Annotated in this window: 17 protein-coding genes and 1 pseudogene; 14 read left to right on the top strand and 4 right to left on the bottom strand. The window is 35.6% G+C overall.

Annotated features, from left to right (window positions below; translation table 11 throughout):
- The first annotated feature begins 588 nt into the window (after window positions 1-588).
- The 3 genes from ACFOZ1_RS08790 to melA all read left to right on the top strand — a co-directional run bounded on the left by ACFOZ1_RS08790 (window position 589) and on the right by melA (window position 4,470).
- A complete protein-coding gene (locus tag ACFOZ1_RS08790) occupies window positions 589-1,209 on the top strand; it encodes a hypothetical protein (protein ID WP_390198552.1) in 621 nt (206 codons plus the stop codon).
- A gap of 679 nt (window positions 1,210-1,888) precedes the next feature.
- Window positions 1,889-2,764 (top strand): AraC family transcriptional regulator, encoded by an 876-nt coding sequence (locus ACFOZ1_RS08795; RefSeq protein ID WP_390198553.1) that lies wholly within the window; start codon window positions 1,889-1,891, stop codon window positions 2,762-2,764.
- 203 nt (window positions 2,765-2,967) lie between these two features.
- On the top strand, window positions 2,968-4,470 hold the full coding sequence (gene melA, locus ACFOZ1_RS08800) for an alpha-glucosidase/alpha-galactosidase (protein WP_390198554.1): 1,503 nt from the start codon (window positions 2,968-2,970) through the stop codon (window positions 4,468-4,470).
- A gap of 49 nt (window positions 4,471-4,519) precedes the next feature.
- Here the strand turns inward: melA and ACFOZ1_RS08805 are convergent, their stop codons facing one another.
- Both ACFOZ1_RS08805 and ACFOZ1_RS08810 read right to left on the bottom strand, forming a co-directional pair.
- Window positions 4,520-4,831 (bottom strand): winged helix-turn-helix transcriptional regulator, encoded by a 312-nt coding sequence (locus ACFOZ1_RS08805; protein ID WP_390198996.1) that lies wholly within the window; start codon window positions 4,829-4,831, stop codon window positions 4,520-4,522.
- 6 nt (window positions 4,832-4,837) lie between these two features.
- A pseudogene (locus ACFOZ1_RS08810) lies at window positions 4,838-5,176 on the bottom strand (winged helix-turn-helix transcriptional regulator); the annotation flags it as partial.
- Between the two features lie 132 nt (window positions 5,177-5,308).
- On the opposite strand from ACFOZ1_RS08810, the gene hxlA reads away from it, so the two are divergent.
- The 4 genes from hxlA to ACFOZ1_RS08830 all read left to right on the top strand — a co-directional run bounded on the left by hxlA (window position 5,309) and on the right by ACFOZ1_RS08830 (window position 9,383).
- Window positions 5,309-5,941 (top strand): 3-hexulose-6-phosphate synthase, encoded by a 633-nt coding sequence (gene hxlA, locus ACFOZ1_RS08815; protein ID WP_390198555.1) that lies wholly within the window; start codon window positions 5,309-5,311, stop codon window positions 5,939-5,941.
- A gap of 4 nt (window positions 5,942-5,945) precedes the next feature.
- On the top strand, window positions 5,946-6,503 hold the full coding sequence (gene hxlB, locus ACFOZ1_RS08820) for a 6-phospho-3-hexuloisomerase (protein ID WP_390198556.1): 558 nt from the start codon (window positions 5,946-5,948) through the stop codon (window positions 6,501-6,503).
- A gap of 160 nt (window positions 6,504-6,663) precedes the next feature.
- Window positions 6,664-6,816 carry a small acid-soluble spore protein P gene (locus ACFOZ1_RS08825; protein WP_390198557.1) on the top strand — a complete coding sequence of 51 codons (153 nt, stop codon included), beginning with the start codon at window positions 6,664-6,666 and terminating at the stop codon, window positions 6,814-6,816.
- A gap of 467 nt (window positions 6,817-7,283) precedes the next feature.
- Window positions 7,284-9,383 (top strand): tetratricopeptide repeat protein, encoded by a 2,100-nt coding sequence (locus tag ACFOZ1_RS08830; RefSeq protein ID WP_390198559.1) that lies wholly within the window; start codon window positions 7,284-7,286, stop codon window positions 9,381-9,383.
- A 55-nt stretch (window positions 9,384-9,438) separates the two neighbouring features.
- On the opposite strand, the gene ACFOZ1_RS08835 is transcribed toward ACFOZ1_RS08830, so the two are convergent.
- Window positions 9,439-10,368: a hypothetical protein gene (locus tag ACFOZ1_RS08835; RefSeq protein WP_390198560.1), complete on the bottom strand. Its 930-nt coding sequence runs from the start codon at window positions 10,366-10,368 to the stop codon at window positions 9,439-9,441.
- Entirely contained in the window at window positions 10,361-10,882 is a 522-nt protein-coding gene (locus ACFOZ1_RS08840) for a sigma-70 family RNA polymerase sigma factor (protein WP_390198561.1), read from the bottom strand. Before ACFOZ1_RS08840 ends, ACFOZ1_RS08835 begins: the two co-directional genes overlap by 8 nt.
- 430 nt (window positions 10,883-11,312) lie before the next feature.
- Between ACFOZ1_RS08840 and ACFOZ1_RS08845 the strand changes: the two genes are divergently transcribed.
- From ACFOZ1_RS08845 to ACFOZ1_RS08875, 7 genes are all read left to right on the top strand, one after another.
- Window positions 11,313-12,878, top strand: a complete 1,566-nt coding sequence (locus ACFOZ1_RS08845; RefSeq protein ID WP_390198563.1) for a Vga family ABC-F type ribosomal protection protein — start codon at window positions 11,313-11,315, stop codon at window positions 12,876-12,878.
- A 150-nt stretch (window positions 12,879-13,028) separates the two neighbouring features.
- Window positions 13,029-13,814 carry a MerR family transcriptional regulator gene (locus ACFOZ1_RS08850; protein ID WP_390198565.1) on the top strand — a complete coding sequence of 262 codons (786 nt, stop codon included), beginning with the start codon at window positions 13,029-13,031 and terminating at the stop codon, window positions 13,812-13,814.
- A gap of 246 nt (window positions 13,815-14,060) precedes the next feature.
- Window positions 14,061-14,234, top strand: a complete 174-nt coding sequence (locus tag ACFOZ1_RS08855; protein WP_390198567.1) for a hypothetical protein — start codon at window positions 14,061-14,063, stop codon at window positions 14,232-14,234.
- A gap of 217 nt (window positions 14,235-14,451) precedes the next feature.
- Complete coding sequence (locus ACFOZ1_RS08860) at window positions 14,452-15,123, top strand: hypothetical protein (RefSeq protein WP_390198569.1); 672 nt, start codon at window positions 14,452-14,454, stop codon at window positions 15,121-15,123.
- Window positions 15,124-15,297: 174 nt separating this feature from the next.
- Window positions 15,298-16,866, top strand: coding sequence for a BCCT family transporter (locus ACFOZ1_RS08865; RefSeq protein ID WP_390198571.1), 1,569 nt, complete (start codon window positions 15,298-15,300; stop codon window positions 16,864-16,866).
- 157 nt (window positions 16,867-17,023) lie between these two features.
- Window positions 17,024-17,554: a GNAT family N-acetyltransferase gene (locus ACFOZ1_RS08870; protein WP_390198573.1), complete on the top strand. Its 531-nt coding sequence runs from the start codon at window positions 17,024-17,026 to the stop codon at window positions 17,552-17,554.
- 196 nt (window positions 17,555-17,750) lie between these two features.
- The gene (locus ACFOZ1_RS08875) at window positions 17,751-18,983 is read left to right on the top strand and encodes an endo-1,4-beta-xylanase (protein WP_390198575.1); all 1,233 of its coding nucleotides are present in this window, start codon (window positions 17,751-17,753) and stop codon (window positions 18,981-18,983) included.
- Window positions 18,984-19,709 lie beyond the last annotated feature (726 nt).

The raw sequence follows: 19,709 nt of genomic DNA on the forward strand, positions 1-19,709 counted from the left end.
GATTTTTATATTTGATTTATGACTGAGTAGAGCAAATATCAAACTAAGTAAACTGTAACATATGGGCGTTAATAGCACGATTAACCCCTTTTGTCCAAAAGTGAATATAGTAAAATATTCGTAATTAATTTGAATAAGAAATATTGGAAGTATACTTAATAGTAAAAATATAGAAGAAATTAAACTGTAGAATACATGCATCTAAAATTCAATCCTTTCTTTCGTTTATTACAACTTATTATAAATATTAACTTATTTTTATAAAAATGGAAATGTTTAAATTAATGTAATATAACGGAAGATTTATTTCTAAAATAGAGACATATAATATATCACGAATCTTTTCTCCATCATCATTTGACGGATTCAAATTTTTACCATAAAATAATTGTAGACCCCTAAATACTTCAATTGATCTAATCAACAGCGTAGCATTTTTAAGTTAGAGTAGGTTACTTCAAAGAATAACTCCATTTTCACATAGACTTTCACATACATAATTTGATGGAAATAATATATGTAATTTCAGTATGCACATGAATAACAAGAATCAAGTTGAAAGAATACCCAAGAAGAAGGAGAATTAATATGAAAAAAATAGTTATATTACTAATATTCGCTCTGCTGGTATTTACTTTAAGTGCTTGTGATGAGAATAATTCGGAGGCTAATACCAATGCTTCGAAGGATAATACCATTTCAGTTGTTGAATTAACAGAGAGGGAAAATGCAATCCTTGCAACTACTACGGATCAAGCATTTATTTTTGACTTCAACATAGATGATGAATATAAAAATGCATCTGTATGGGTTGAAAAATACGAATTTGGTAAATTTGTTGATGATGAAATGGGCCAATTAACTACACAAGTAGAGAAAAATGGGTCCATTGTCGTTGCAATTCCGAAAATAGGCGACAATCAACAATTTAATTTTAATGTTGGAATAAGCAGTGAAGGTTCAACAGGTTCCATAAGCGGCTTTGATGCAAATTCAAATGAACTAGAGAATATGTTAAATGTATCAGCTAGCTTTCAAGAAAAGAGCACCTCGATTGAGGATGAAGTGGTATTGGCAAGTATTTGTTACTCAGATAGTAATGGGATGAATTCACTGACCTCTGATTTTTATAAAGATGTGGAGGGCCATATGGATGAATTAAAAGCATATAATGTTGTTTATCTTATTAAGGCTGAATTTATGGAGTGATGGTTTGCGAGTTAGGATTAAACAAATGGAGTACACACTTATTGCGCAAATGGGAAGACAATATGAACGACTTAATATATTTTTGGCAGAGGCGAAGTCATATTTTTAAAAGAACAATATGCGACACACCACAATATCAAGTATAAAATCTTTCATCTCAGAATTGGTCTAATCTAAGGATTTCTAAAACCAAATATACCAACAAAGGCAAAGATAGTATTTAATAATAAGAATACTATACTGAAAATAAGCAAGATGATTTTTATATTTGATTTATGACTGAGTAGAGCAAATATCAAACTAAGTAAACTGTAACATATGGGCGTTAATAGCACGATTAACCCCTTTTGTCCAAAAGTGAATATAGTAAAATATTCGTAATTAATTTGAATAAGAAATATTGGAAGTATACTTAATAGTAAAAATATAGAAGAAATTAAACTGTAGAATACATGCATATCCATTTCCTTCCTCTCGTTTTTCGTATCTTGTTATATATGTTAACATTTTATTGTAAAAATGGAAGTGGATAAATTGATTTAAGTTGCTATAAGTGCAAATGTAAGAATACAACCCTAATATAACAAAATCCCCATTTGACGCTCCAGAACCCCTACTATAAAATAAAAATATCCCTCCAACTACTCAAATCCACACAAAAAAAGATTGGAATGATCCCATGTCTACAAATACAACCAAAGCAACAGCGCTTCATCCCAAAGTCACCGCATATTACTTTAAAGAATGGACTAATTTCCACATGGATTTTCATACACATGATTCGATTGAAATTATGTATGTAATCTCAGGTGAATGTACGGTTGAAGTGGTGGATGAGAGGCTTTTGATGAAGAAGAATCAATTTGTACTAATTAATCGCAAAGTACCGCACCGCTTAATTGTTGGTGAAAAGCCTTGTAGAATGCTTAATCTAGAGTTTAAATTAACGAATATGCATCGAAAGTTCCCGTCTTTATTTGAGCTTGCGGAAGAAAGTCGAGATTTGCATGAACTTTTAACACATGCGTATACTTTTCACTTTTTGAAAGATACGAATGGCGTATTCCATTCATTAAGAACATTAGTATTAGAATTGGATACGTCCTTGAATAACGACAAAGATAATTATTTGATGGTACATATTCTGATTACGCAAGTGTTATTGCTGATCGCAAGGAACATTGATGAAGCGAAGAACCAGTCCCAGCAAGAATCGAGTATGTATGTGAAAAAGGTAGTCGAGTATATTCATGAAAATTATGATTATGACATCAAAGTCGAACAATTATCAGCTTTGACACATTTGCACGCGAATTATTTGCACCGAATTTTTAAAGAAACGATGGGTTGTACGATTGTGGAATACTTAACGAAAGTTCGAATCGAGAAGGCAAAGCTATTTATTACCCAGACGGATATCCCAATTACGGATATTGCAAGTTTTATTGGGATGAACAGCAGTCAATATTTTAGCAAAGTGTTTAAGAAAGAGACAGGGAGTACGCCGACGGATTATAGAAAAAATGCATTGTCATATATACAAAGTGGCGAGTAGAGTCGGCTATGTAGTAGTAGTTCAGTTATCTAGCTATTTCTATGTAGTTCATCCTCCCAAACGGAAGGACATAGAAAATCCATTCCCCATTTATTGTTATGACAAGTTAGAATAATACACAAAATATTTCATTTCAATGAGAATAATTAAAGCGATTTCCTATCAAGTGGTGATAGAATCACTTGTAAAGGAGGCACAAAAAAATGACTTTTAAAGTAACGTTTATAGGTGCAGGAAGTATTGGATTTACAAGAGGTTTATTGCGAGATTTATTGGCTGTTCCAGAATTTCACAACATCGAAATTGCATTCACAGATATCTCAAGTAAGAACTTAGAAATGGTGACACAGCTATGTCAGAGAGATATTTTAGAGAATGGATTACGTATTAAAATTGAAGCAACAACAGATAGAAAAGAAGCATTACGTGATGCGAAGTACATTATTAATGTAGTAAGAATTGGAGGGCTTGATGCATTTCAAACAGATATTGAAATTCCACTAAAGTATGGTGTCGATCAATGTGTTGGGGATACGTTAAGTGCTGGCGGGATTATGTATGGCCAGAGAGGCATTGCAGAAATGTTAGAAATTTGCAAGGACATAAGAGAATATGCTGCTGAAGATTGTCTCATGTTAAATTACTCTAACCCAATGGCGATGATTACTTGGGCATGTAACAAATATGGCAAAGTGAATACAGTTGGATTATGCCATGGGGTACAAGGCGGACACCGTCAAATTGCAGAAGTATTAGGAAAATCAAAAGAAGAAATCGATATTATTTGTGCAGGAATCAATCATCAGACATGGTATATCAGTGTGAAGCATGAAGGGAAAGACATGACAGGACAACTGTTAGAAGCATTTGAGACACATCCTGAATTCAGTAAGACAGAGAAAGTCCGAATTGATATGCTCAGAAGGTTTGGATATTACAGTACAGAATCCAATGGGCATTTAAGCGAATATCTGCCATGGTATAGAAAGCGTCCTGAGGAGATTCATCAATGGATTGATTTAGGTACATGGATTAATGGCGAGACTGGTGGTTATCTCAGAGTGTGTACGGAAGGTAGGAACTGGTTTGAGGTAGATTTTCCGAACTGGATGAAAGAAGAGCCATTTACTTACAAAGAAGAAGAGAGAAGTGAAGAGCATGGTTCGTACATTATCGAATCATTGGAGACAGGGCGAATCTACAGAGGGCATTTCAATGTTGTGAATAATGGAGTGATTTCTAATCTTCCAGATGATGCGATTATTGAAGCGCCAGGTTATGTAGATGCAAATGGAATCAATATGGGACTGGTTGGTTCGTTACCACTAGGATGTGCGGCTGTATGTAATGTAAGTATCTCTGTACAACGCTTAGCAGTAGAAGCTGCTGTGCATGGGGATATTGAATTATTACGTCAAGCAATGATGATGGATCCATTAGTAGGTGCAGTGTGTAACCCACCTGAAATTTGGCAAATGGTTGATGAGATGTTGGTAGCACAAGCACAATGGTTGCCACAATATGCGGAACAGATAGAAGCTGCCAAGAATCGTCTATCTCAATCGAACCTTATTCCGACAAAAAATTATGAAGGTGCAGCGAGATTACCGGTTAAAACTGTTGAAGAAATGGCATTGGATAGAGAAGCTGCGAATAGTAATGCTGGAGAAGCGGATAAGGCGAAGGAAAGACCTGCTTTAAACTAAAAAAAATAGCACGATTTGTTTAAAAATAAGCCTAGGGTATTCCCTAGGTTTATTTGCAATGTTGTTCCATATACGTGCTTCCCCAGTCTTCCAGTGCTTTTAGTATTGGGAGCAAGCTTTCTCCTTCCTTTGTCAGAGAGTATTCTACTTTAGGAGGGACGACGGGATATACTTCTCGATGAACAAGCCCATTTTCTTCAAATTCTCGTAGATGGCTTGTTAACATTTTCTTTGTGATGTTAGGGATGAGTTTTCTAAGTTCTCCAAATCGCTTTGTGCCTTTTAAGCCTAAATGGCACAAAATAACTAATTTCCACTTTCCCTCAATTACGGATAAAGTGCGTATTTTTTCCGAATACATATCGGTATCCTTGTTTCTACTGTGGTCTAAATGATTTTTTCCCCAGTCATTTAATAGATCCAAAATAGGCAATAGGCTTTTTCCTAGTTCTGTTAAAGAATATTCTACTTTAGGAGGTGCCACACGATAAACCTCTCTGTGGACGAGTTTGTGTTCCTCTAATTCTCTAAGTTGATTTGTTAACATTTGCTGTGTGATCTTAGGTGTTAATTGTTTCAATTCCCCAAATCGTTTGGTCCCGATTAAGCCTAAATGACACAACAACGTCAGTTTCCATTTGCCCTCTAAAATGGACAATGCTAACTCTTTTTCCGGATAAATTCCATTAAGTGTTTTTGTAATCATCGAATCCTTCTCTCATAAGTTAGTCTAGTAAAAGATACTATATCAGAAAAAAGTGCCTACTTACATCAATTAGATTTAGTCTCTAGTATAGAGTATGAATAATCTGATGAAAAATAGTAGGAGGAATCATGGATGAAATTACAATTAGCGTTAGACCTTGTGAATATACCGGAAGCGATAGAAGTAGTAAAAGAAGTAGAAGAACATATTGATATTGTGGAGATTGGAACTCCCATTATTAAAATTGAGGGACTAAAAGCTGTAAAGGAAATGAAAGAAGCTTTCCCGAATTTGCAAGTACTTGCCGACTTAAAAACAATGGATGCTGCAGCATATGAAGTACAGAAAGCTGCGGAAGCAAATGCAGATATTGTGACGATTCTAGGTGTGGCAGAAGATGAATCGATTAAAGGTGCTGTAGAAGAGGCGAAAAAGCAAGGGCAAGAAGTACTAGTTGATTTAATCGCTGTGAAAGATATCGAAACAAGAGCAAAAGAGCTTGATGGATTAGGAGTAGACTATATCTGTGTACATACAGGGTATGATCTCCAGGCAATTGGCAAAAACTCATTCGAAGATCTACAAACAATTAAACGTGTAGTGAAGAATGCGAAAACAGCGGTCGCAGGTGGAATTAAACTAGAAACGTTGCCTGAAGTAATCAAAGCTCAACCGGATTTAGTGATTGTTGGTGGTGGAATTGCTGGACAAGAAAATAAAAAAGCAGTTGCAGCAAAAATGCAAGAAATGATTCAACAAGGCTAATCTGATGAAAACCACTCAATTTTTACAAGAAATTATCAATGAGCTAAACCAAGCAGCAGATTTAATCGCGGATGACGAAGCAGAAAAATTAGTGAGTGAAATCCTGAAGGCAAGAAAAGTGTTTGTAGCGGGACTTGGCAGATCAGGTTTTATGGCAAAATCCTTTGCTATGAGAATGATGCACATGGGAATTGACGCATATGTGATAGGCGAAACGGTAACGCCGAACTTTGAGAAAGAGGATATTCTGATTATCGGATCTGGCTCTGGAGAAACGAAGGGATTAGTTACTATTGCTGAAAAGGCGCGTAGTATTGGTGGAACCATTGCGGTTGTGACATTGACTCCTCAATCTACCATTGGAAAACTTGCTGACTTTACGATTCAATTATCTGGAGCGGCAAAAGATCAATCCGGTAGCGAATCTCAAACCATCCAACCAATGGGCTCTCTTTTTGAACAAACCCTTTTACTGTTTTTTGATGCAGTCATCTTAAGGTTCATGGAACTGAAAGGGTACGACACGAATCAAATGTATGGACATCATGCTAATTTAGAATAAAAAGATAGAGGTAAGGCCTATGTGAGATCAGGCTTTACCTCTTATTTTTTGTGTAACATGAGTAAAGCCTTGGTATAATTTAGAGGTAATTAGAGAAAATAAAATGTCCATATTAAAGTGTTCTAAAACAGCCTAATTCAATCATGGAGGATGAATGACTATGAGTAAAAATCGTAAAGGACCGAAACAACAGGAACAACCTAATTTACCCAAAAGCGTACAACAGCCCTACGGTGAACCATTATCAGGATCACACAAAGTAAAAAATAGCAATCACTCCAGGCAAAAAAATCATGCATCTCATGACATGTAAGAAGCTCGTTCCATTAGTAACAATCGAAATAACACGATAATTTGTGTGCATTTCGTATCCCTTTTCGCATTAAAAAGTAGCAAACTAAAACGCTCTGAATGTTTTTGAGCGTTTTTAAATGTTTGCCGACTTCTAGTATTTCTTCTTCTTTTTCTTTCTCATTCAGTTTATTTTTAGGTTCTGATTACAAGGTAATGGGACGTTGATTCTTTTTAATCTTTCCTACTACACTTTAAGAAATCTCTATCAATTTTATTTATAAAAAATTATAAACTGATTTTTGTAGGTTTATAGGTTATTTCTAATTTAACGATTGTCTCTATTTTTTTGATAATAATTGTATTACATATCCGTGGCTGATTTATAAATATCCCCATAAATAAAATCTCCCCATCGTATACTATATAGGGAACTTTTAACATAAAATTATACAATCATTGAATCATACAAAAATGTGAGGGATTACTGTGACATGGGAGAATGAACGAATTCATAAATGTTATTATCAAACGATTATAAATGAAAGTAAGAAACAAGGCAGTGCTGTCAAGGTATTGGGCGAGATGTATATGGAAGAGATGGAAAAACAGACACCTAATCTATCCTCGATTCGCTTTGCGCAAGGGGAAGTCTACTTTTTGCATCAGGATTATGAAGCAGCCATCTTCAAATGGCAACAGCCACTAGAAGAGGAACTGATTCCATGGGCTGAGAAAAATATAGCGGATGCCCATATGGAATTAGGTTTGTTGGATGATGCGGAGGGGCTTTATCAACAAGTTGTCACATCCTCTCTTGTCCTTCAAACGGAAGTACTCTTGCAATTATTTTCTCTATATGTACAACAATCGAATCATGAGAAAGCGGTAAGTGTGATTAAAGAAGCGGTAACATTGAATCCGGATTATCCTAATCTAACAGAGATAGCAAAGGCGTATTTTGAAGATAGGAATGATTGGGATCATGCAATGGAGTTAGCATTTGGGGAGGCGATTCGCACACACTCTATCTATTGGATCGATGTGTTGTCTGGGTACGTTCAAAAAGGATGGAACGCGAATCGACAACCAGATTATTTTAGTCCACTTCTGATTCACTTACTTCAAATGGATAGTGCGCGATTTGAGAACTTTACGGAAGTATTATGGAATAGTTATAAGTCGAGTGCGTATTATTTGGACTGGTTACATGTCATCAATCAGCTTCTTACTGATTTACAACATGACCTGCCATTTGTGTGGGAGAAGTTGCCTGATTTATATCAAGAGGCATATTTTGAATTAATTAGTGGCCAATTTCTAATTAACGATATTGCAGGTTTATTACAACTTCATTTAGCAAATTGGTTAGAGATTACTGCCGAATCGGATGCGTTCATGTCTGCTACTGCGATACTAGCATGGGAAGAGACGATTCCCTCTATGCTTGATGTGGAAGTCATCGGCAGAGCAGCATACCTTTATGAAAATGCAACCTCGCATCGTCAAGATAGAATAAATGGAGTGCAGATATTTGATTCTATTCAAGCGTGGGCAACTAAGGAAGGCTTGTACGAATCATTACAGGAAGCAATTCGTCCCATGGAAAATATGGAAGCAGCAAGCCCTGAAAAAATGTATGAAGTAATCAAAACATCTATCGCATTTCTACTAGAACAACGAGTAGCATTGGAAAAAGGGATGGAAGAAGACATTCATTGGAATGAAGATATGCTAGCTATGTTGGAGCATACACATGAGCAAATTGGTGCAATGGAGCAGAAAACGGTCGCGTACATGACAGATTCTTTCCATGAAATGAAAGATTCATTAACGAAACAGGTGTATACAGAGTTGCCGAAACAATTACAGCAGAGTGCTAGTATTATTCAGGAGGATAGTGATTTTTCTACGATTCAACAAGATTTGAATGAAGAAATGAATAGACGCATTGTTCGTTTTATGAATCAGTTTGTAAACAATGATGTGAAGCATAAGGTACATGAGTGGCTGGACGGTTGTAAAAGGGAATTCCGCGAACACCAAGTAGCATGTGATGAACTTAGTCATGCACTCAATCAACAATTCGGTGAGGAAAAAATCGCGCTACAATGTGATGGAAAAGTATTGGAAGATTGGCAAAGAGATTTGGAACGGATATCACGTGGTTCTCTGCGTCTGCAGAAAGTGAATCTATTTAATCGAAATACAGCGTCTCAACTCTTATTAAAAGGTGCAGGCAAATTAATTGGTTCTTTTTCAAAGAATAATGATATGCTCTATCAAAAATATAGAAGCTATGTAGAAAATGAGGATTATAATCAAGTAGTTAAAGATCTCCTCGACCCTTTTCTACAACAATTAGAATTTTTTGAAGGGTCTATCGAGTGGGATGTCAGTCGATTTTTCTCCCAACCATTAGAAATCATCAAAGTGGAGATGGAACATGGTGAAGCGGAGATGGAGAGCCATACGTCTGCCTTACAAAAGATGCATGAAAATCCTGAAACCTACCGTGACCCACTCACATTATTTGAATTAAGGCTGTATCAGTATGCGTTGATTCATGGTATTCGGGTAGATAGGTAGCTTGTTGAAAAAGCGCTCAAAACGTCATGTATGAGCGCTTTTTTTTCAGTGATAGTTAGTTAAGTGTCGCCCATAATTTTGAAAAGTCATCTTCTTCCATCTTAAAATAGGCATTCATAAATCCATAATAAATATAACCACCTTTTAAAAGTGTTAGTCGCACAATCGTACCGTCATTCAACTTTAAACTTAATTCTCTAAATTGCTCGTCGGACCGTGAATGACCGATAGGATCTGATTCTTCTGTTCGTGACAAAGGCTTGGCATGGTATAGTTCTGTGACAAAAGTAGTAACTGTATCCATATCAGTGATAGGCTGATGATGATCCATATCGTTGTCCCAATCATTAAATGTTCTATAGTATGCGGAAGCTATATTGCCTTTCAACTTTAATTTGCCAAAAATATCCTCACCACTTTTTATGGTGATTCCATTAAGGTGCTCATAAAATTCAGCATGCATTTCCCCATCTTGTTCTCTATATGTCATAATTCTAAATTCTTTATCGTATCCATTAACAGAGTAGACATCTGCCACACCGATTGTCGATGCAAATTCTTCGTCATAAGCTTCTTGTTTACTCCATTCATCAATTGTCCCTTTTGTTATGCCTAGTTTTTCACCTATAAGACCTTCTATCGCTTCTACATCTATCTCAGTTCTTGTTTGTGTGTATATATTCCCGTTGTACACGATTAATCCAATCATATCCGCAACGCTATTCTCTTCTGGTAATGTAATAGCAGGGAGATGTACGGCACCCTCTTCTGTTACAATAGGAGTGGGTGAGTGATTTGTTGTAGGATTATTTAATAAAGTAAACGTACCAATAGAAACAAATAATGCAACAGCAATGCCTAAGCCTTTTACACGCTTTCCTTTTTTCTGTTCTTGTTTCGCTTGTGAAATACCTAGTTTACTTCTTTTGCTCAATTCTTCAGGTATTTCAATCGTATGCATTGCTTGTTTGATTCCATTATTCATGGAACTCATCCCCTTTCATGCTATGGCGGAGTTTTTCTAACGCTCGATATAGAATGGTTTTTGTCGTGCCTAAAGGAATACCAAGTGTCTCTGCTATTTCATTAAAGGTGAAATCCTCGTAAAATCTTAAAAGAACGACACTTTTTTCTTTTTCATTCAAACGATCCATTAATTGACCAATCGACACTTCTAAATCAATATTCTCGTTTATATCCCCTGATATATATTCCTCCAGCTCTGGCTTTAATGGGACGACTTTCTTTTGTTTTCTAAGTAAATCTAATGAACAATTGATCGCTATTCGTATGAGCCAAGTTTTAAAATATTTTGGCTCTTTTAGATTTTTGATTGTTTTGAATGAGCGATACGCTGTTTCTTGAACGATATCAAGGGCATCATTTTGATTTTTTAGATATACAAAGGCGATTCTATACAAATCTTGCTCATATTTCTGAAATAAAATCAAAAATGCCTTGTCATCCCCTTTTTGAGCTTTCTTTATTAAATGTAACAAACAAAAGCCACCTCCCTATACTCCCTTTTGTTTATTAGACGAATCATTGCTTTATTTGGCTTTGTTTTTTTAAAAAAATTATCAATCAGTCAATACTTTCTATCTCTACATTAAAATTATACAGGCATTGACAAATATACCTGTACCATTGTACGATGAACATAACAAAAAAAGGAAGGGTGACCCAATTACATGAAGTATTAATCCTATTTTACGAAAACAAACAATGAAGGCTTTTGAACAGATTATTGCTGTTTTATTTTCTATGCCTTGCATTGTCGTTGTTCAGAATAGGATTATATTTCTATAATTGGTACTAGAGGATACTAGTGTCTCTTTGTGTACCCTTATATGATGTATGCCTCCTATTCTGAATGGAAATAGGGGGTATTTTTGTATTCCCTACATTCGAATGAAAGGGGATGTGGCTATGCTTTTACTGGAGGTAAATGGCCTAAAGCATTATGTGAAGGATCGGTTATTATTAGATATTGACCAATTACATGTGTACCAAAATGATCGTATTGGATTGATAGGTGCAAATGGAAGTGGAAAAACGACATTGTTCCAAATTTTCGACAAAAAAATTATGCCTGATGAAGGTAGTGTACTTCCATATACTCATGTCGAACTTTTGCCACAATTGAAGCAATCAGAAGGAGCAAAAAGTGGTGGTGAAGTTAGCCAGCATTATATTCAACAGATATTAAGTAATGCGCCAAAACTTCTATTGGCAGATGAGCCAACAACGAATTTGGACAAAGCGCATATTGAATGGGTGGAGAAAAAGTTACACAATTGGCAAGGTGCATGTATGATTATTTCGCATGATCGTCAGTTTCTCGATAACCTTTGCTCAACTATTTGGGAATTAGAAGATGGGCATATCACACAATACAAAGGGAATTACAGTGCTTATCGCAAGCAAAAAGAGATGGAGACGAATCAGCAACAGCAAGCGTATGAACAATATAAAAAGGAACAGGCTAGGCTGAAGGAAGCTATCCAATTAAAAGAGGAGAAAGCACAGAGAGCAGTGAAAAAGCCTAAAAGTGTCAGTCACTCTGAAGTGGGAATTACCAAGCCGTATTATGCCAAAAAGCAAAAGAAGTTAGTAAAGTCTGCAAAATCAATGGAAACACGATTGGAGAATCTACAAGCGGTACAAAAGCCAAAAGACATACAACCTCTTAAGATGGATATCCCAAATAGCGAGAGTATCCGAAATCGAGTAATCATTCGTGTAGAAAATGTAGCTTGTGAAATTCGCTCTCGTGTTCTTTGGAATCGCATCAGTTTTCAAATCCATGGTGGGGATAAAGTAGCGATAATCGGGTCGAATGGAAGTGGAAAAACAACGCTCCTGAAAAAAATCATCCATCAAGAAGCTGGAGTGAGAGTATCTCCAGCTATAAGAATCGGATACTTTAGTCAAAATTTAAGTATATTGGATGTCGAAAAGACCATTTTAGAAAATGTAAAAGCTACATCTAAGCAAAGTGAAGTGCTCATTCGAATCATTTTGGCAAGAATGCAGTTAGTGAATGAGGATGTGCATAAGCTAGTTGGTGTGCTGAGTGGTGGGGAGCGGGTCAAAGTTGCACTTGCGAAGTTATTTGTAAGTGACATCAATACGCTTGTGCTAGATGAGCCGACGAACTATCTCGATACAATTGCAATGGAAGCGTTAGAAGGGTTGTTGAAAGAGTATGAGGGGACAGTGATTTTTGTTTCTCACGACAGGAAGTTTATCGGAAATATTGCGACTCGTATGATGGAAATTCGCGATCAACATATTCACTTATTTGAGGGGACGTACGAGGAATACTCAGAAAGGCTACGACAACAGGAACAAAGTCATCATCAGGATGAACAGTTGTTGATTGAAACAAAAATATCTGAGGTGCTTAGTCGTCTAAGTGTGGAACCATCTGAAGAATTAGAGCAGGAATTTAAGCGCCTTCTTCGTAAAAAGAGGGAGTTGGAGGGGATATAGAGCGAATATTTGCTAGGCAGACTGCGTTTGTCTAGCTTTCTTTAAAAATAATTATTTCCATATTCAATTCCTTTTCATAAAATATCTTCTCTCTATTGACTCTAACGTAACGTAATACTTTATAGTGGTAATTGAAGGAGGTGTAAAGTGATGGCTATGAAGGTAAAAGAAGTGGCAGAATTGGTTGGTATTAGTATTCGTACACTGCATCATTATGATCAGATTGGATTGTTAACCCCAATGGAAATAACGGATTCTGGCTATCGACTCTATTCGAAAGAAAACCTTGAAACATTACAACAAATTTTATTTTTCAAGGAACTTGGATTTACTTTAAAAGAAATAAAAAAGATGATGAATAGTCCTACATTTAACCGACAAGAAGCGTTGATTTTACAACGGAAAATGTTAATAGAAAAACGAAATAAATTCGACAAAATGCTTGAAACCATTGACAAGACGATTAAGCATATGGAGGGAGAGATACAAATGACAAATGAAGAAAGGTTTGAGGGAATTAAATTTGAATTCAACCAATTTGAAGAAGAGGCTCGTCGCCTTTGGGGAAATCAAACTATCGATAGAACAAACGCAAAACTAAAGGGAATGTCCGAAGATGACCAAAAAGATTTATCCAATAGATGGGATATGATTTTCAATAAACTTGCATGTCTTCGTGATCAATCACCAGAATCCCAAGAGGTACAAGTAACAATCAAAGAATGGTATGACTTTTTAAATAAAAACTTTAGTAAGTACTCACTTGATGCCTTTAATGGATTAGGTCAACTCTATATTTGTGATGAACGTTTTACGAAAAACATAGATCGATATGGTGAGGGTTTAGCAAAATTTATGAGTGAGGCAATGGAGGTCTTTACGAATAATCAAAAAAGAGGTGACAGTAATGAAAATAATGATGGAGGATACTATTGAACAATACGACAGAATATTTTTAATGGAAGAAGATATCTTAAAGTATGCGAGTGTGGAAGTCCTTTGGAAAAAAATCTGAAATAAGATGACCAGTATTCCCACACATCCGTCTAGGATTCAGTTAGAAATTCACAACATTTGTATAGTGAAGTTCTAACTTTTTTTACTTCACGAGATGAACTCATGTTACACTAATAATAATTATAAAGTAATCGCTCTATTTTCCAAAAGGAGTGTGACACGTTTATGTGGGAATTTGCTATCGTCTTCATAATTTTTGTTGTTGTGATGTTAGATTGGTTCGAAATGAGAGGCAAATTGCGACGTGCGGAGACAGAGGAAGAGATTAGAAAAGCAATCATGCCATTTGTGTTAATGCTCTTGTTATTTGTAATTGCTGTGATTGGATTATTTTTCTAGAAGTGAACCACCAAATAGAATGACAATAAAATAAGATTTACACACCCCTCCCCATCCAACCAATACTTTCGTAATATTTCCCGAATAATTCGTCCATAATAAATGAAACAAGTTCTTTCACTTTTCATGAAAATAAAGATGATGTAGAATGTTTACTTGATGCGTAATTAAGGGATTATAATTATGTATGGATAGTTTATAGAGGGAGGTAGTGAAATTGAAGCTTATTCAAGTTAGAAAGGGACAGTTCGTTTATTATAATAATGAACTGCATAAGGTGTATTCTGTCAAACCAATGTTCCGAAAATCTGTTCATTTGTACCGTTTGAAAGATATGCGACAAATTTTGACAAGTGCTAGTGAGATTCAACTGTGTAAGCCCAAGCATATGGATTCATTTATATTTTATGGTCATCGCTATACGATTGACAAGGAGAAGGTGCCTGAAAAAGGCGATTATATTTTAATTATTAAACCTGCACCGGATTTCCTTGATCGCTATTCACTGAATGAAATTGAAAAAGTGGAGAAAATAGAAGATGGGAATGTGGTCACATCAAGAGATAATGGCGTGAAGCATCATGAATATGTAACGATGGTTCCTGGAAAGAAAGAAGGAAGCACAGATATTGCTTACTTTGACCGTAACTTGGTTTCAGCGGAGCAATTACAAGAGGACGAATCACCAAGTTTGTTACTGGAGTCAGATAGTCATGTCAAACCATCTGTTGGCGATATTTATATAGACAAGGAAAAAGACACGAGGTTTATGATTGTGGCTTTGACAGATAAAGATGTCATTTGTGGTCATGGATTGCATGTATCTTTTAATGATTTGAAAAATGAAGATAGATTCACACCAGTTTATCGTGAAGAAGAGGACTTATAAGTTATAGTAGAAGCCTGAACATTTTAAAAAAATCAATGCTACAATGCAAGCAGAGAGGATCTATTTTCCCTCAACAGTAGATGGCAGCTGTACTTATATAAGAAAGGACAGTTGCCATCTTTTTTTGTGAGAAATTCTACGATTGAGAAACTTCGAAGGGGATGAGACTACAATATGAAAGGAAATAAAAGGAAATTTTCCAATGTATTCACATATGCAGCCATATTTGTCGGAATATTAGTACTTTTAGGTGCTGTTTTTCCGGATAGATTTGGACAAGTGTCAGGAATTGTTGGTGCATGGATTACAGAGACATTTGGCTGGTATTATCTTACTATATTCACTTTAATATTGTTCTTTTGTATATTCTTAATCTTTAGTCCAATTGGTAAATTGAAGCTCGGTAAACCATCTGATAAGCCTGAGTTTGGCACGATTTCATGGTTAACGATGTTGTTTAGTGCCGGGATGGGGATTGGGCTAGTGTTTTATGGTTCATCTGAGCCAATCTCACACTATCTTGCACCACCGACTGCTGATCCAGAAACGAAAGCTGCCTTAGCCGAATCGATGAGATCGGTTATTTTGCACTATGGATTTCACCCATGGGCGATCTACGGTATTGTGGCACTTGCGTTAGGCTATTCTCAATTTAGAAAAGGGGAAGTTGGCTTAATATCGAAAACATTGCGACCTATTTTAGGAGATAGAGTAGATGGCCCTATAGGCACGATTGTGGATGTGTTAGCAGTCTTTGCAACAGTGATTGGGGTAGCCGTTTCTCTAGGTGTAGGTGCAATGCAAATCAATGGAGGATTGGATTATTTATTTGGAATTCCAAACAATAAGCTCGTTCAAGGGATTATCATTGCTGTCGTTACTGTTCTGTTTTTATATAGTGCATGGAGCGGTTTAAGTAAAGGAATTCAGTATTTGAGTAATTTAAATATGATATTAGCGGGTCTATTATTTGCTGCTGTGTTAATCTTGGGTCCAACTTTATTTATCCTCAACATGGTCACAACTTCGACAGGGGATTATTTGAATTCATTTTTATCTAATAGCTTTGATGTTGCACCATTAAATGATCAAAAGCATGAATGGCTTCAGTCTTGGACGATCTATTATTGGGGTTGGTGGATGAGTTGGAGTCCGTTTGTAGGTATATTCATCGCAAGGATTTCAAGAGGAAGGTCGATTCGCGAGTTTGTCATTGCGGTATTACTTGTTCCAACGTTTGTAAGTATTCTTTGGTTTAGTGCCTTTGGTCTGACAGGTCTTGACGTTGCCCAAAATGCACCGCAAATTTTTGATATGCCGCCAGAAACGCAGTTGTTTGGTATTTTCAATGAACTACCATTAAGTTTTCTTTTATCTATTATTACATTGGCGCTTATTTCTTCTTTCTTTATTACTTCAGCAGATTCAGCAACATTTGTTTTAGGTATGCAGACTGCTTTTGGAACATTAAGTCCAGCCAATTTTGTAAAAGTAATCTGGGGACTATTGTTGTCATCAATCGCATATGTATTACTTCTAGCAGGTGGAGAAACGGGCTTAAACGCACTACAATCTGCAGCAATTATTTCGGCATTGCCATTTAGTGTTGTTGTCATATTGATGGCAATTGCCTTCTACAAAGATGCCAATAAAGAAAGAAAATATTTAGGATTGACCATCACGCCGAATAAAAAGAGAATGAAAGAATATATTGAGAATGATGGGAATGTGGAAAGAGAATAGTGGATGTATAGTTTTTTTCCTCCTGCTTTTGGTAGGAGGGATTTTTTATGGAGGTGAAAAAAATATTTCGGATTTTATCGTATTCTCACGATGAATATAGTTTAATTAGGATAGATGTAACGAATAGCTGATAAATAGTATACGAGGAGATGTTTAAATGGAGATAATTATTCGTCAAGAACAAGGTTTAGACTATCAGGCAACAGAGGCCGTGGTAAAAGAAGCTTTTCGTCATGTCGAACAAAGTGACAAAACAGAACACCTATTAGTGAACAAAATAAGGAAGACAGATGCATTTATACCAGAGCTATCGCTAGTTGCATGTTTACCTGATCAGACAATTATTGGACATATTATGTTGTCTGAAATAAAAATAAAGTATCAAAGTGAAGAGACAGTATCACTAGCGTTGGCTCCTGTTTCTGTATTGCCTGCATATCAGAGAAAAGGTGTAGGCAGTCAGTTAATTTATAAAGCTATAAAAAAAGCTGAGCAGTTAGGTTATTTGTCTATCATCGTATTAGGTCATGAAGATTATTATCCCCGATTTGGATTTAGAGAAGCGGCCTTATGGCAGATTCAACCGCCGTTTGATGTACCACAAGAAGCATTTATGGTATTAGAGTTAAGAGAAGGTGCTTTAGAAAAGGTACAAGGTGTTGTGGAATACAGTGAGGCATTTTCGTAAGTGTGTTCATTCAACCTCCTTTATTCACATTTTTATTGGTGAATGATGGATTTTAGGGAAAGTAAAATTTTCTAATAAAAATACCTATACTTTCTACAATAAAAACTATAGCTTGCTCTGTTTTTCTGCTTACGTATGTCTGTTAGAATTTAAAAAAGTAAGCGTTTTCTAACTAACATCATATGGAGGTAGAAAAATGAGCAAAGTGAATATGTTAGCACACCGAATGGCAACAAAGGCGATACAACTTGTGGACGCATCAGGTAATCCTGTTGTGGGTAAAGAAGTGGAAATGAAGCAGACTAATCATGAATTTTTATTTGGCTGTGGTATTTTTGATGTGATCGATGTGGCAAACAAAAAAGTACCTGCAGATCGGCTTGCATTTCAAGAGGAAAAGCTAGACAAATTTTTGGATCTATTCAATGCAGCAACACTACCTTTTTATTGGGGCATGTTCGAACAAGAAGAAGGAAAGCCTCGAACGAAGGAATTGCAGACAGCGGCAAAGTGGTTAAAAGATAGAAATATTAGTGTGAAGGGGCATCCATTATGCTGGCATACATTAACAGCCCCATGGCTTCTTGATATGACGAATGAGGAAATATTACGAGCGCAATTTGACCGAATTAAACGGGATGTCACAGATTTCAAAGGGCTGATTGATACATGGGATGTAATTAATGAAGTTGTGATTATGCCGATTTTCGACAAATATGATAATGGGATTACAAGAATCAGCCAAGACCTTGGGCGTGTGGGAATCATTAAGGAAATGTTTGCGAAAACGCGTCTGTATAATCCTGAGGCGACATTATTATTAAATGACTTTAACACATCGATTAATTATGAAATATTAATTGATGGTTGCTTGAATGCAGGAATTTCTATTGATGCAATAGGAATTCAGTCACATCAACACCAAGGTTATTGGGGACTTGAAAAGCTAGAGGAAGTGTTGGATCGCTTCTCTTCATTTGGTTTACCGATACACTTTACGGAAAATACATTGACTTCTGGTCATTTAATGCCTGCAGAAATAGAGGATTTAAATGATTATCAAATTCCAGAATGGCCATCTACTGAGGAATTCGAAGAGCGCCAAGCGAAGGAAGTAGAGGAAATGTATACAGTATTATTTGAACATCCATTAGTAGAAGCAGTGACGACATGGTCTTTCAGTGATGATGGCGCATGGCTCGGTGCCCCAGCAGGATTTTTGCGAAAAGATAATAGCGAAAAGCCATCTTATCAAGTGTTGAAAAAATTAATCAAAGAAGACTGGTCTACGAATCACCAAGGGAAAACAGATGAGCAAGGTGTCGTTACATTAGAAGGATTTCTTGGTGACTATGAGTTAATATGTGAAGGGGAAAAAGTGAGTTTTAAGTTAGAGGGAAGTGGAGAGAGGGTTCAACTAGTTTTATAATGTGAATGGTGGGAGAGCTTTCAGAACATTGCAATTGTGATGTTTTGGAGGTTTTTTTATTTAAAAATTCATGCGTTTTTAATTTAATTGTATTTTTGATTAAGATTATTAATATATGATTCACTTAGTCTATCATTATAATAAACATACTTTCTTAAATGATAGGTAATGTAAATAAATCAAAGTATTATTCTACCTTTGTTATTTATTTGCATTATTATTTATGCTTTTTGTTGATTAAAAAATACGTTATGTAGAATTTACAGTTATTGGAATAAATTAAATAGTTCTTAAGTGCTAATTCTGTTAAAAAGGGTATATTAAGACTTTGGTAAATTCAAGTATGGACATAGACAGTCCTAACAAGCGTTTAATAGGTAATCATATTCTATTGATATCTGTAGCAATTTACTAATTTCAATATTTCAAAAAAGTACGTATACACGTATAAGAGGCGAGTTTTTTTATTCATAACCGTATTTAAATTTGAATTGAGGAATTTATGTAAAATATAATAAATTTTAACATGAATTACTTCATTCTTAATATGATATGTGCTTGGATGCTCTTTTACTATTAAAAGTCAGGATAACGTTGTTGTATAATTTTGGTATATATAAAATTTTTCTAATACTTTACTGATGGAGTCTTTATAAAAAGAATTAAATTTTGTCTCGCAATTTGTCTCATTTCTTAATTGTTTAGTAATATATAATAAAATTATAT

Origin of the sequence: Gracilibacillus marinus, from assembly GCF_042651725.1 — a bacterium.
Classification (GTDB): domain Bacteria; phylum Bacillota; class Bacilli; order Bacillales; family Amphibacillaceae; genus Gracilibacillus; species Gracilibacillus marinus.